This is a genomic window from Longimicrobium sp. (assembly GCF_035474595.1).
Taxonomy (GTDB): domain Bacteria; phylum Gemmatimonadota; class Gemmatimonadetes; order Longimicrobiales; family Longimicrobiaceae; genus Longimicrobium.
The window spans coordinates 1-12943 of record NZ_DATIND010000006.1 but is presented as its reverse complement, the minus strand read 5'-3'; the positions used below and the strand labels follow the sequence as shown (position 1 = coordinate 12943).

Here is a 12943-nt window from a genome sequence, read left to right as displayed (position 1 = left end):
CGCGCATGCTCGCGCGCCGCCGCCGCTCAGGAATCTAATGCAGTGCTCGGAGCCGCCATAGCCTACCCGCCAGCGAGGCGGACGATCCGCTCGCAGAGCTCGGGATAGTCGATCCCCATGGCCGCGGCGGCCTTGGGAAGGAGGCTGGTGGCCGTCATCCCGGGCAGGGTGTTGGCCTCCAGGCAGAAGAGCTGCTCGCGGGCCAGGATGAAGTCGATCCGCGCGTAGCCGCGCAGCTTCAGCACGCGGAAGGCCCGCAGCGCGTACGCCTGCATCTGCGCCACCACCTCCTCTTCCAGCGGCGCGGGGCAGAAGTACTCGGTCATCCCCGGCGTGTACTTGCTGTGGTAGTCGTAGATCCCTTTCTTCGGCCGGATCTCCACCGGCGGGAGCGCCTGGTCGCCCAGGATCCCCACGGTCAGCTCGCGCCCTTTGGCGTAGCGCTCGATCATCACCTCGCTGTCGTACTTCCGCGCCTCCTCCACCGCCGACGCCAGCTGGTCGCTCTCGCCGACCACGGTGATGCCCACGCTGGAGCCCTGCTTGGACGGCTTCACGATGCAGGGGAAGCCGATCAGGTCCTCGATGGTGTCGGGGTCGTAGCGGAAGTCGGGGGCACGGGCCACGCGCCAGGGCAGCGTGGGCACCTGCGCGTCGCGAAACAGGCGCTTCGACACGTCCTTGTCCATGGCGATGCCGGAGCCCAGCGGACCGGAGCCGGTGTAGCGCACCCCCATCAGGTCCAGCAGCGCCTGGATGGTGCCGTCTTCCCCCGCCCCGCCGTGGAGCGCCAGGAAGGCCACGTCGGCGGCGCGGATCTGCTCCACGTCGGCCAGCTGGATGGGGTCCAGCGCGCCCTCCAGGTCGCCCGGCGGCGCGGCGTGCACGCCCTCGGGCAGCAGGTCGGCCTCTCGCTCGGGCGGCACGAAGCCGCGCGCGGTGTCCACCGTCCACACCTCGTGGCCGCGCTCGCGCAGCGCCTTCACGATCCCCTGCCCCGACGCCAGCGAAACCTCGCGCTCGGCGCTCGTTCCCCCCATCAGCACCGCGATCTTCATCTCTGTCCCTGTCCCCTCGGCCCGTGTGTTCCTGCGCTCGGTATCGGCCCTCCGCCCACGCACGAAGCGTACGCGGGCGCGCGCAACGACGCCAGTGCGTTTCCTCTGCCCTCGCAGGTCTCACGCGGAGACGCGGAGTCGCGGAGAACTCCGTGTGGTGATGAGTTCTCCGCGTCTCCGCGTTTCCGCGTGAGATTCAGGATGGTTGACGGACGAGCGAGCCCCCGTCCGCGCACGATGGCGGACGGGGGCTCGTTGTTTCGATCGATGAAAGACTTACAGCTCGCTGCCGCAGATCTCGCAATACCAGGCCTGCGGCTCGTTGATGGCGCCGCACTCCTTGCAGAGCAGCGCCTCACCGCGCTTGCGGGGCTGCTCCTGCGTGCCCTCGCCCGCCCCGCCGGTGGTGGCGGAGTCGCCCGAGCCGCCCGCGAAGCCGTTGCCCAGCCCCACGGCATCCGCCGAGGCCTGCGGCTGCGCCGGGCGCTGGCTGCCGCCGCTGATGGCGCGGTCCAGCTCCTCCAGGAACGCCAGGTCGTCGGCCGCCAGGTCGCTCGCGGCCGGCTCCTCGGCGGCGGGGGCGGCGGGCTCCAGCTGCTCCAGGAACGCCAGCTCGTCGCCCTCGCCCTGCGCGGGGGCGGACCAGCGGCCCGCCGCGCCGCCCTCGATGGAGTCCAGCCAGGGGAGGTCCTGCGCGGCGTCGCCCGGCTGCGTCGTCGGGTTCGCGGGGGCGCCGCCGAACTCGTTGGCGAACGGGTCCCACCCCTCCGCGTCGTCCTGCGGCACCGGCGGCGGCGCGGGCTCGTCCACAGCCGGCTCGGACGTGGAGTCGTCGAGCGTGGCCTCGGACTCGACCTCGCTGATCCACGCCGCCAGCTCCTCGCCGGAGACGGGGGACGTATCGCCGTCGGGCTCCGCCGCGGCTTCGGGCTGCGGCTCGTCGCCGAACGCATCCAGCGCGGAGACGGCGGCGTCCGCCTCGTCGTCGCCGATCGCCGCGCCGGGCTCGCCGCCCGCATCGTCCTCGGGCGCGTAGGCGAAGACCGGTAGCGGCTCCTCATCCCCCTGCGCTTCCTCATCCCCCCCGAAGTCCGCCGTTGCCTGGGTCTGCACATCGGCGCCGGCCTGCGCGCCGCCCGATTCATCCATTGCGAAGGCGCCGCCGCCGATCTCGCCGGAGAGCACGGAAAGGCGCTCCACCTCGCCGCGGGTGCGGGCGAGCGCCTCCTCGGCCGTGGCCACGTCGGCTTCCAGCGGCGAGCGGGCGCGGTCCCAGGCGCCGGCGTCCAGCTCGCCGATCAGGTGGCGCAGCCGCATCTCCTCCAGCGCGTCGGCGGCGTGGGCGCGGCGCTCCTCGGCGGCCTCCAGCTCGCCGCGCAGCGACTCCAGCTGCCCCTGCACCTCCTCGGCGTGGGCCGACAGGTCCTCGGTCACGCGCCGCAGCCGGTCCTCGTAGTCGGCGCGGACGCGCTGCGCCACGCGGCTGGGCGCGCCGGTCTGCACCTCGTCCAGCTTGGCGATCCAGGCGCGCAGCTGCTCGCGCTGGCTCACCAGCTCGTGCACGCCGTCCGCCGCGTTCGTCGGGGTCGTCATCTCAATCCTCTGGCGTGTCTCGAGAAGGCCGTTCAGCCGCGGAACATGTCGAGCACCACCTCCACCACCTCGGCCGCGGGCACCGGCTCCACCTGGGCGGTGCGCGGGAACTCGGGCGGCTGGAAGAGCGCGCGCTCCAGGCTGCGGTCGTACGCGGACCATCCCCCGCCCGGCACCTCGTGCAGCATGGCCATGGCGGGGTTCATCTTGCTGTCCAGGTCGTCGGCGTAGTGCAGGATCACGGCCTCCAGCGTCTGCGGCACCTTGGGGCTGGCCCACTCGTGGCGCCCCTGGTGGCTGGCGATCAGGTGCTGGAGATGGAGGAGCCGGTCCGCGTCGATCCCGGGGATCTGCTCCGCCTCCTTCGCCACCATCTGCAGGCCGATGAGGATGTGCCCCAGCAGCTGCCCCTCGTCGGTGTAGGCGATGGTGCGCGCCGCGGACAGCTCGCGCACCTTCCCCACGTCGTGCAGCAGCGCGCCGGTCACCAGCAGGTCGCGGTCCACCCGCGCGCCCTGCTTCTGGTAGTGCGCGCAGAGCGCGTCCGCGGCCTTGGCGACGGAAAGCGAGTGCTCCAGCAGCCCGCCCAGGTAGGCGTGGTGGTTCTTCTTCGCCGCGGGATGCAGGCGGTACTGCTTTCCCGTGGTCGTCTTCCGCCCCGTCATCCGCTGCAGCAGCAGGCGGAGCGCGGGGTCGGCGACGGTGTCGACCAGGAGGTCCAGCTCCTTCCCCATCACCCCGCGGTCGCGGGGCGAGGCGGGAAGGAACAGCTCCAGGTCGTCCTCGCCGATCTCCACCGGCTGGATGGAGGTGACGGTCAGCTCGATCCGGCCGTTGTACGTGGACGTCCGCCCGCGCACGCCCACCACGTCCTCGGCGGCGAAGAGGCGGTCCAGCCGCTCGGCGTCGTCCCACACCTTGGCGTCGATCGTCCCCGTCCGGTCGCCCAGGACCAGATGGAGATACGGCTTCAGGCTCTTGGTTTCCTTGCGCTGCTTGTCGTGGACGATGAAGCAGGCCACCACGTCGCGGCCGTCGGCCAGCTCGCGCACCTGCGGCCAGGTGCCGCCGCAGAAGGCGCGCGGGTCGGGGCGCGGGGCCGCGCGGGAGGATAGAGGGATGATGCTCATGCGCTCGACTGCCAGGCGGTGGTCCCGCCGATGATGGTGCGAACCGCGCGGCAGCGGAGCTTCCGCCCGCCGAACGGCGTGTTCCGGGAGAGGGAGAGGAACCCGGCCGGATCGACCGTCCACTCCAGCATGGGATCGAGCAGGGTGACGTCGCCCGCCGAGCCCTCGCGCAGCGAGCCGAGCGGGGGACGGCCGTCGGCCGCGCGATCGAGGTTCATCGCCCGCGCAGGCGCGCAGCTCATCCGCTCGATCATCTCCGCCAGGCCGATCAGCCCCGTGGCGACGAGCTCCGTGTACGCCAGGCCGACCGCCGTCTCCAGCCCGACGATGCCGTTGGGCGCGTCCTCGAAGGCCTGCTCCTTCTCGTCGTAGTGGTGCGGCGCGTGGTCGGTGGCGATCACGTCCAGCGTGCCGTCGGCCACGCCCTGCCGCACCGCGTCGCGGTCGGCGGCCGAGCGGAGCGGCGGGTTCATCTTGGCGTTGGTGTTGTACCACCCCACCGCCTCGTCGGTCAGCGTGAAGTGGTGCGGCGACCCTTCCGCCGTCACGCGCACGCCCTTCGCCTTCGCGGCGCGGATGAGGTCTACGCCGCCGCGCGTGGCCACGTGCTGGATGTGCAGGCGCCCGCCGGTGAGCTCCGCCAGCATCAGGTCGCGGGCGATCATCACGTCCTCGGCGGCGTTGGGGATGCCGGTGAGCCCCAGGCGCGTGGCAATGATCCCCTCGTTCATCGCCCCGCCGCGCGAGAGCGTCAATTCCTCCTCGTGCAGGGCGACGGGAAGGTCGAAGCTCTGCGCGTACTCCAGCGCCATCCGCAGCAGCCCGGCGTTCATCACCGGCCGCCCGTCGTCGGTGATGCACACCGCGCCGGCCGCCATCAGCTCGCCGATCTCCGTCAGCTGCTCGCCCTTCTGCCCCAGCGTGATGCAGCCGGAGGGGAAGACGCGCGCGCCGCCGGCCCGGAGCCCCGCCGCCTTCACGTAGCCGACCGTCGCGGGGGAGTCGATCGGCGGATCGGTGTTCGGCATCGCCACCACGGCCGTGAAGCCGCCGGCGGCCGCCGCCCGCGCCCCGCTCGCGATCGTCTCCTTGTGCTCGCCCCCCGGCTCGCGCAGGTGCACGTGCACGTCGATCAGGCCCGGCGCGACCACGAGCCCGGACGCGTCCATCGTCTCCGCGTCCGACGACTCGATCCCCTCGCCCACGCGGGCGATCTTCCCGCCGTCGATGAGGACGTCCAGGACGGCGTCGATTCCCTGCGACGGATCGACCACGCGGCCGCCGCGGATCAGCAGGCGGCTCACGCGTCGCCTCCCTCGGTCGCGGGGCCGCCGGAGAGGAGGTAGAGGACGGCCATGCGCACGGCCACGCCGTTGGTCACCTGCTGGAGGATGACGGAATGCGGCCCGTCCGCCACGTCGCTGTCGATCTCCACGCCGCGGTTCATGGGCCCGGGGTGCAGGATGAGAAGGTCGCGCGGCGCCGCCTCCACGCGGGCGCGGGTGACGCCGAAGACGCGGTTGTACTCGCGCAGGCTGGGGATGAACCCCGCCTTCATCCGCTCCAGCTGCAGGCGCAGGACGTTCAGCACGTCGGCCCACTCGATGGCGGCCTCGATGCGGTTGAACCAGCGCACGCCCAGGTCGCCCACGTCGGGCGGCATCAGCGTCATCGGCCCGCAGACGGCCACCTCGGCGCCCAGGCGCTTCAGCCCGTGGATGTTGGAGCGGGCCACGCGCGAGTGCAGCACGTCGCCGCAGATGCACACCTTCAGCCCCTCCAGCGGGCCGCGGTGGTCGCGGATGGTGAGCAGGTCCAGCAGCCCCTGCGTGGGGTGCTCGTGCTTCCCGTCGCCCGCGTTGATCACGCTGGACTCGATGCGCTCGGCCAGGAACCGCGCCGCGCCGCTCGACGCGTGGCGGATGACCACCATGTCGATCCGCATCGCCTCCAGGTTGCGGGCGGTGTCCACCAGCGTCTCGCCCTTCTGCACCGAGCTGCCGGTGGTGGAGATGGAGACGGTGTCGGCGCCCATCCGCTTCTCGGCGAACTCGAAGGAAACGCGCGTGCGGGTGGAGTTCTCGAAGAAGGCGTTCACCACCGTGCGGCCGCGGAGATAGGGGACCTTCCGCACCGGCCGCTCGCTGATCTCCTTGAAGGTCTCGGCGGTGTCGAGGATGGCGGTGATCTGCTCGCGGGTCAGCTCCTCGAGCCCGATCAGGTCCTTTCCCAGCACCGGGTTGACCAGCTCCTGCGCCATCAGGCCCCGGCCTCCACCAGGTCCACGCCCAGGGTGCCGTCGATCTCCGGCACCATCACCTCCACCCGCCCGCCCTCGGGAACCTCCACGCGCTCGCCGACCACGTCCGCCTGGATGGGAAGCTCGCGCCCGCCGCGGTCGATCAGCACGGCCAGCAGCGTCCGCTTGGGCCGCCCGAAGTCGGCCAGCTCGTCGAGCGCCGCGCGCACGGTGCGCCCCGTGTACAGCACGTCGTCCACCACGCAGATCATCCGATCGTCGATGCCGCCGGCCGGGAGCCGCGTCTGCCCGACCACCGGGCGCGGGCCCACCACCATCAGGTCGTCGCGGTAGAGGGTGATGTCCAGCGAGCCCGTGGCCACGCCGGCGCCGTGGCGGTCCTCGATGATGTCCGAGAGGCGGCCGGCCAGCTGCACGCCGCGCCGGTGGATGCCCACCAGCACCAGATCGCGCGCGTCGCCCGCCAGCCGGACCACGTCGTCCGCCATGCGGCCGAGGGCGCCCTCCACGGCCTGGGCGTCCATGATGGGGCGTCGCTGCGGTTCGGGCATGTACGCGGGAGCGGGTGCGGCGCGGGGGTGTGTCCGGGATGCGGGAAAGCTAGCCCGTTCCGGGTGGGGGTGTCAACGAAGTGCGGGAGTGCGGGAGTGCGGAAGTGCGGGAGTGCGTTTCGGCGGCGCGGGCGTCCCCGCGGCGAGGGGGCCGGGGGGCTGGTCCGCGCGAGACGGCTTCGGCTCGCGCAGGACCGCGAGCGCGGCGCTCGCGCGCTCGATCAACGATGCGACGCCCAGCTGCTCGGCGGCCTCGAGCGAGCCGCGGAACATGCGCTCGGCGCCGTCCAGATCGCCGCGGCGCTTGTGCACCAGGCCCAGGTTGTGGCAGGTGATGGACAAGCCTTCCACCCGCCCCGGCCGCCGGTCGATCTCCAGCGTCATCATATCACACGGAGGGAACCGAGGAATCCGCAAGGAAGCCGGAAACCCTTTGTAATCCTGCCACGGTGTCGAAGATGCCAGGGCTGGTACCTCGGTCACCCATCTTGCCAATCGCCAGGACGGTTGATCTTCGTCGTGCGCGGGTGGATGCAATCCGCATGGATGCTCAGGCAGCACCCGCAACCTGACGCACCCGACCGATAGTGCGAAGCTCTTACCCGCTCGCGAGGGGAGGGATTTCGTGCCGACCTCCCTCCGTCACCTGCGCGCGAGCACGGCCTCACGGATGCGCCCGTACAGCGCCACCGCCTCCCGGGGGGCCGGGTCGGTCGGCCCTTCCGGCTGGAGGTCCTCCAACGCGGCGAAGCGGAGGCCCCACAGCGCACAGAAAGCGATCTGCTGCGCGCCGATCGCGTCCACGCGCACCCCCAGCGGGCGCGCCCGGCCGGCCGGGGCCGCTTGGGTGACCACGGCCTCGCCGGGCGCGCGCTCCGCGACGGTGTAGCCCTCGCGGCGGAGCACCGCGGCGGCCGTGTCCAGCGCCTCCTTGGCCGTGCCCGCCGTTGCCGTGGTGTCGCTGAAGCGCGAGACCAGCTTGTGCCCGGAGACGGGCCCGGTGTACCTGCAGCCGCGCACCGGCTCTGGGGCGTAAGCGGCCTTGCCCGCGGCGGACGCGCATGCGGTGGCGAGGGCGACGAGGGACGCGGCGAGCAGGATCGAGGTAGTGCGGATGGTCATCGGGTTCGGTGCGAGTAGAGTGAGGCGGGGCGCGGCGGGTTGCGAGTCCGAAGTTGCTGTGGTGAAAACGTCGATCGCCTATCAAGAACGCGCAACCCCCGGAAGGCCGCGCTCAAGCCGAGCGCGCCCAGGAAGCGTTTCGCACCGTCTTTCAGGAGAGTCTTACGGAGGCGGACCAAAAGAAAGCCGCATGAACCTGTCCCACACCTATCCCACCCCGGCAGGGTGCCGGGTTGGGCCGGGTGGCGGAAGTGGCGGCAGAAGCGCTACTTGGACGCGGAGCGGGCGGTTGCCGGGACGGCTGGCAGCGGTCAAACGGAGGAAACGGAGGGGGATGGCGATCGATTCGCGTCTGTCCCGCTACTCCACCGGCTCCTGCTGGTCCGTGCGGGGAGGTTTGCGGCGGGCGCGGAAGAAGGCGCGCAGGACGTCGCCGGCCTCCTGCTCCAGCACGCCGGTGACGAGGTCCACGCGGTGGTTCAGGCGGGGATACTGCACCAGGTTCTGCAGCGAGCCGCTCATCCCCGCCTTGGGGTCGGGCGCGGCGTAGACCAGGCGCGGGATGCGGGCGAGGACGATGACACCCGAGCACATGGCGCACGGCTCCAGCGTCACGTAGAGCGTGCAGTCCAGCAGGCGCCAGTGCCCGATGGCCTGCGCGGCGCGGCGGATGGCCACCATCTCCGCATGCGCGCTGGGGTCCTGCAGCGTGTGCGTCAGGTTGTGCCCCGCCGCCACCAGCTCGCCGGCGCGCACGATCACGGCGCCGACGGGCACCTCGCCCAGCGCCTCGGCCGCGCGGGCCTCATCCAGCGCCAGCCGCATCCACCGCTCGTCGTCCGCCAGCGCGGCGGTGCTCCCCTGCTCTTCCATCATGCCGTCGCGTTCAAAGCCGGACCTGGATCGTCAGCCGAGAGGTGCGTCGAGACCCATCACCAGCGCACTCCCGCACTTCCGCACTCACGCACTTCCGTTCGTACTCTCGTACTTTCGTACTTTCCCGGCAACACGAAGCCCCCTCTCCCGCTGACCGGGAGAGGGGGCGATTTTCGCGGTGCGGACAGGCGGTCACGCGTGGGTGAGCGCCGCCTCGCGGGCGAACTTCCGGAAGAGCCCCGTCACCCGGCCCAGCACGGTGAAGTCGTCGTGCTCGTGCACCAGGATGGGCGGATAGTCGGGGTTGGCCGGCTCCAGGATGATCTTGCCGTCGTTGGCGAAGTAGCGCTTGATGGCACTCTCGCCGTCGATGCGCGCGGCCACGATCTCGCCGTTGCGCACCTCGTCGTCGGCCACCGGCTCCACCACCACCAGGTCGCCGTCGTCGATCCCCGCGTGGATCATGCTGTCGCCCTTCACCTCCAGCAGGAAGCCGTCGGCGCTGGTCACCAGCTTGCGGTCCAGCTCGAACGAGTCGCGCACGTTGTCGCGCATCAGCGCCGGCGTGCCCGCCGCGATCTTGCCGTACAGCGGCACCGAGAGCACGGCGGGGAACAGGTTCATCCCCACGATGCGCACCCCGCGCGAACGGCTGGCGTCGCGCTCGATGTGCCCCTTGTCGGCCAGCGCCTGCAGGTGCTCGGAGACGGTCTTCGTCGACTTGATGCCGAAGCGCTTCCCGATCTCGCGAATGCTGGGCTGGTACGTGTTTTCCTTGAGGTAGTCGACCAGGTAGTTGTAAATCCTGCGCTCGATCTTGGTCAACGGCTCGGGCATGGCTGCCTCCTTTGGACCGTCGTTTATCCGTGCGAGTCGCGGGACCGGTGGAAACAACCCGGCCGCGGATGTGCCAGAGAGGAGAGGACGGAAAGCACGAAGGGAGACACACAGCCGTACTGCGCATCCCCCTTTCCCGCTTCACCGTCCCCATTTCGCGGATGCGCCCGCGGAACTGCATGGGAGCCCGCGCGGTCCGTTTCCGCGCTACCCGGCTCCACATCGCAACTTAGGAGCGGGTACAAACGTTGTCAACAGTTTCTATTCCGGGGCCGCCCCGCTCCCGATGCGCCGAAGCGCGGAATCGATCCGGCCCAGCGCCCGCTCGCGCCCCATCACCCACAGAACCTGATCGATCCCCGGGCTGGCGGCGCTCCCGGTAAGGGCCACGCGCAGCGGCTGGGCCACCTTGCCGAACCCCACCCCCGCGTTTTCCGCCGCCTCGCGCAGCGCCGGCTCGATCGCCTCCGGCGTCCAGGGCTGGAGGTGGCCAAGAACGTTACGAACGGCTTCGAGCCGCTCCGCCGTGGCGGGGTCCTTCCAGTGCTTCGCCACCGCCGCCTCGTCGTATTCCACCGTCTCGCCGATCAGCGGCCGCGCCTGCGGGGCGATCTCGAGCGTGGAGCGCGAGCGCACCTTCAGCGCGTCGACCAGCGCCAGCAGCCACTCCGGCCGCGCGTCCACCTGCGCCTGCGTCACCAGCCCGTCCTCCACCAGCCGCGGCGCGACCAGGGGGAGCAGCTCCTCGGCGCTTTTCCGGGCCAGGTACTGGCCGTTCATCCACAGCAGCTTCTCGGTGTCGAACACCGCCGCCTTCTTGTTGATGCGCTCCAGCGAGAAGGCCTCCACCAGCTCGTCCTTCTCCATCACCTCGCGCTCGTCGCCGGGGTTCCAGCCCAGCAGCGCCAGGAAGTTGAAGAGCGCCTCGGGGAGGATGCCCATCTGCGCGTAGTCGCCCACCGCCGTGGCGCCGTGGCGCTTGCTGAGCTTGCGCCCGTCCTCGCCCAGGATCATGGGGAGGTGGCCGAAGACGGGGACCGGGGCGCCGAGCGCCTGGTAGAGCAGGATCTGCTTGGGGGTGTTGGCGATGTGGTCGTCGCCGCGCACCACGTGGGTGATGCGCATGTCGATGTCGTCCGACACCACGGCCATGTTGTAGATGGGCGTGCCGTCGCTGCGCAGGATGACGAAGTCCTCGATGCTGGCGTTGTCGAAGGTCGTGACGCCGTGCACCACGTCGTCCCACTCGGTGGTCCCCCCGGGAACGCGGAAGCGCACGGTGAACGGCACCCCGGCGGCCGCGCGGTCGGCGCTCTCGTCCGCCGCGACGGCCATGCAGGCGCGGTCGTAGCGGTACTCCTTCCCCATCGCCTCGCGCCTGGCGGCCAGCTCTTCGGGGGTGCAGAAGCAGCGGTAGGCCTTTCCGTCGCGCAGCAGGCGCTCGGCGTCGGCGCGGTGGCGCGCGAGGCCGTCGGCCTGGTGGGTGGGGCCCTCGTCCCAGCCGAGGCCCAGCCACGTCATCCCGTCCAGGATGGTGCGCGTGCTCTCGTCGGTGCTGCGCTCGCGGTCGGTGTCCTCGATGCGCAGCACGAACACTCCGCCGGTCTTGCGGGCGTACAGCCAGTTGTACAGCGCCGTGCGGGCGCCGCCCACGTGCAGGTATCCCGTGGGGCTGGGCGCGAAGCGGACGCGGACCTGATCTGCCATGCTCTGTATCTTCCGGAAAGCTCGGATCTAGCAGCCGACGGAACGGAAACGGGGAAAGTAAGGCGGACGAGGGGGAGATTTCCACCCCCGGAGCGCACGCGGAACATCGAAGCGGCGGGCGAACCGGGTTCGCCCGCCGCTTTCGGCCTCCTTCAGCCGTCCCGTCTCAGCAGGCCGCGCTGGTATCGGTGAAGGGATCGCACTTGCTGGGGCCGCCGCCGGCGCACGTCCAGGCGCACGACGGGCCGCAGTACGATACGCCCTCGGTGTCTTCGTTCGCGCGCACGGTGCCGACGTTCGGCGTCTCGGCCGGAACTTCGAAGCTGACCACGTTCACGTCCGTCAGGTCCAGGCGGAGCTTCTTCATGGGTTTCTCCCGGGTGTGGTGAGAGAAGCGGACCGCGCGGACCCATTCCGCGCGTCCGTTCTCGCCCGACCCGGTGGCAAGGATTAAGCCCATTTAGAGGCTTTACATGTAGAAGTTTGTCTCCGGGGAACGCTGGCCGGGTCGGGCAAGTTCCACACCTCACCGGATGATTCGTGACAACTTGCAATCTTTTAAGACAAAAAGAGAGTTCTCCCCCGAAACACGGAGATCACGGAGCCATTGCTTCTCCGTGATCTCCGTCTCCGTCGAGAGGTGCACCGACGCAGCTCTCCCCTACGGCTTCACTTCACGATCGCGTCCACCGAGCCGGAGGTGACGGGGTGGTAGCCGGGGCGCGCGATGCGGTAGATGCGCAGCGCGTGCGCGCGGCCCCACTCCCCCTGCTCCATCAGCGCGGCGAAGAGCGGGCGCACGAACTTCCGCCGCCCCTGCGAGGTGAGGAACCGCTCCAGCGCGGGGAGCGCGGGCTGGTACCGGTGCCGCACCGCGATCTGCAGCCAGGCGAACAGGATCTCGCTGTTCCCCTGCTCCGAGAGCTTGAACGCGCGGTCCAGGTCGGCGAGCTGCGCCGGCGTCATCCGCGGCGGGAGAGCGCCCAGGAAGTGCTGCCACTCCTGCGTGCTCCAGTTGGCCGTCTGCAGCGCGGACGCCCGCGTGCCGTCCGCGAACGCCTGTGCCTGCTCCTCCACCCGCGCGAAGGCGGTGGACTGCGGGACGACGGCGTTCTCCGGCACGCCGGGCTGGTACGCCCACCGGTCCAATTGCAGCCGCTGCTCCAGCGCCGCGTCGCCGCGGATCAGGTTGGCGCGCACGTCTGCCAGGAACCCTTCCGTGGTCATCGGCTGGAAGGCGTGCCGGTCGAAGTACGAGCGCAGGTACGCGTCCCACCGCGCGCGGCCCACCGCCGCCTCGATGGTGCGCAGGAAGGCGGCGCCCTTCTCGTAGGCGATGTCGTTGGTCCCCTCGTCGGGGTCGCGCCCGGCCAGGTCCAGGTGCAGCCGCGTGTCGGGCGCGGCGGGGCCGCCCGCATCCTTCACCGCCTGCTGCAGGTCCTGCCATCCCAGGCTGGCCAGCATGGCGGCGCGCTCCGGCCCGTACAGCGCCTCCATGATCCGGTTCTCGAAGTAGGTGGTGAACCCCTCGTTCAGCCAGAAGTCGTTCCAGGTGGCGTTGGTCACCAGGTTGCCGGACCACGAGTGCGCCAGCTCGTGCGCGATCAGCGACACCAGCGAGCGGTCGCCCGCCAGGATCGTGGGCGTGGCGAAGGTCAGGCGCGGGTTTTCCATCCCGCCGAACGGAAAGGACGGCGGCATCACCAGGATGTCGTACCGGCCCCAGCGGTACGGGCCGTACAGGGCCTCCGCGGCTGCCAGCATGCGCTCCAGGTCCGCGAACTCGTGCGCAGCCCGATCGAGCACCGA

The 12943-nt window shown here is 71.0% G+C and carries 13 protein-coding genes; all 13 read right to left on the bottom strand.

What is annotated here, in order from left to right; genetic code table 11:
- Positions 1–62: 62 nt before the first annotated feature.
- Positions 63–1058: a D-alanine--D-alanine ligase gene (locus VLK66_RS01385; RefSeq protein ID WP_325307246.1), complete on the bottom strand. Its 996-nt coding sequence runs from the start codon at positions 1056–1058 to the stop codon at positions 63–65.
- A gap of 276 nt (positions 1059–1334) precedes the next feature.
- Complete coding sequence (locus VLK66_RS01380) at positions 1335–2651, bottom strand: hypothetical protein (protein ID WP_325307245.1); 1317 nt, start codon at positions 2649–2651, stop codon at positions 1335–1337.
- A gap of 32 nt (positions 2652–2683) precedes the next feature.
- Positions 2684–3781, bottom strand: coding sequence for a 3'-5' exoribonuclease YhaM family protein (locus tag VLK66_RS01375; RefSeq protein ID WP_325307244.1), 1098 nt, complete (start codon positions 3779–3781; stop codon positions 2684–2686).
- The gene (locus VLK66_RS01370) at positions 3778–5085 is read right to left on the bottom strand and encodes a dihydroorotase (protein WP_325307243.1); all 1308 of its coding nucleotides are present in this window, start codon (positions 5083–5085) and stop codon (positions 3778–3780) included. The genes VLK66_RS01375 and VLK66_RS01370 overlap by 4 nt, the downstream gene beginning before the upstream one ends.
- Positions 5082–6041, bottom strand: a complete 960-nt coding sequence (locus VLK66_RS01365) for an aspartate carbamoyltransferase catalytic subunit (protein WP_325307242.1) — start codon at positions 6039–6041, stop codon at positions 5082–5084. Before VLK66_RS01365 ends, VLK66_RS01370 begins: the two co-directional genes overlap by 4 nt.
- Positions 6041–6592, bottom strand: a complete 552-nt coding sequence (pyrR, locus tag VLK66_RS01360; protein WP_325307241.1) for a bifunctional pyr operon transcriptional regulator/uracil phosphoribosyltransferase PyrR — start codon at positions 6590–6592, stop codon at positions 6041–6043. The genes VLK66_RS01365 and pyrR overlap by 1 nt, the downstream gene beginning before the upstream one ends.
- A gap of 72 nt (positions 6593–6664) precedes the next feature.
- Positions 6665–6976, bottom strand: a complete 312-nt coding sequence (locus VLK66_RS01355; RefSeq protein WP_325307239.1) for a tetratricopeptide repeat protein — start codon at positions 6974–6976, stop codon at positions 6665–6667.
- Positions 6977–7234: 258 nt separating this feature from the next.
- Entirely contained in the window at positions 7235–7714 is a 480-nt protein-coding gene (locus VLK66_RS01350; protein ID WP_325307237.1) for a hypothetical protein, read from the bottom strand.
- Between the two features lie 360 nt (positions 7715–8074).
- Positions 8075–8560, bottom strand: a complete 486-nt coding sequence (gene tadA / locus VLK66_RS01345) for a tRNA adenosine(34) deaminase TadA (protein ID WP_414676448.1) — start codon at positions 8558–8560, stop codon at positions 8075–8077.
- A 222-nt stretch (positions 8561–8782) separates the two neighbouring features.
- Positions 8783–9427: a transcriptional repressor LexA gene (lexA, locus tag VLK66_RS01340; RefSeq protein ID WP_325307234.1), complete on the bottom strand. Its 645-nt coding sequence runs from the start codon at positions 9425–9427 to the stop codon at positions 8783–8785.
- A 261-nt stretch (positions 9428–9688) separates the two neighbouring features.
- The gene (gene gltX / locus VLK66_RS01335; protein WP_325307233.1) at positions 9689–11134 is read right to left on the bottom strand and encodes a glutamate--tRNA ligase; all 1446 of its coding nucleotides are present in this window, start codon (positions 11132–11134) and stop codon (positions 9689–9691) included.
- A gap of 166 nt (positions 11135–11300) precedes the next feature.
- Positions 11301–11501: a hypothetical protein gene (locus VLK66_RS01330; RefSeq protein ID WP_325307231.1), complete on the bottom strand. Its 201-nt coding sequence runs from the start codon at positions 11499–11501 to the stop codon at positions 11301–11303.
- A 302-nt stretch (positions 11502–11803) separates the two neighbouring features.
- The coding region (locus tag VLK66_RS01325) for a leukotriene A4 hydrolase C-terminal domain-containing protein (protein ID WP_325307230.1) at positions 11804–12943 on the bottom strand (1140 nt) is incomplete at its 5' end.

Excerpts from the sequence above, each read along its gene's own strand:
- VLK66_RS01375 (WP_325307244.1), bottom strand. The coding sequence starts at position 3,781 with ATGAGCATCATCCCTCTATCCTCCCGCGCGGCCCCGCGCCCCGACCCG.
- VLK66_RS01365 (WP_325307242.1), bottom strand. The coding sequence starts at position 6,041 with ATGGCGCAGGAGCTGGTCAACCCGGTGCTGGGAAAGGACCTGATCGGG.
- VLK66_RS01380 (WP_325307245.1), bottom strand. The coding sequence starts at position 2,651 with ATGACGACCCCGACGAACGCGGCGGACGGCGTGCACGAGCTGGTGAGC.
- VLK66_RS01385 (WP_325307246.1), bottom strand. The coding sequence starts at position 1,058 with ATGAAGATCGCGGTGCTGATGGGGGGAACGAGCGCCGAGCGCGAGGTT.
- gltX (WP_325307233.1), bottom strand. The coding sequence starts at position 11,134 with ATGGCAGATCAGGTCCGCGTCCGCTTCGCGCCCAGCCCCACGGGATAC.
- VLK66_RS01330 (WP_325307231.1), bottom strand. The coding sequence starts at position 11,501 with ATGAAGAAGCTCCGCCTGGACCTGACGGACGTGAACGTGGTCAGCTTC.
- VLK66_RS01355 (WP_325307239.1), bottom strand. The coding sequence starts at position 6,976 with ATGACGCTGGAGATCGACCGGCGGCCGGGGCGGGTGGAAGGCTTGTCC.
- VLK66_RS01350 (WP_325307237.1), bottom strand. The coding sequence starts at position 7,714 with ATGACCATCCGCACTACCTCGATCCTGCTCGCCGCGTCCCTCGTCGCC.
- lexA (WP_325307234.1), bottom strand. The coding sequence starts at position 9,427 with ATGCCCGAGCCGTTGACCAAGATCGAGCGCAGGATTTACAACTACCTG.
- pyrR (WP_325307241.1), bottom strand. The coding sequence starts at position 6,592 with ATGCCCGAACCGCAGCGACGCCCCATCATGGACGCCCAGGCCGTGGAG.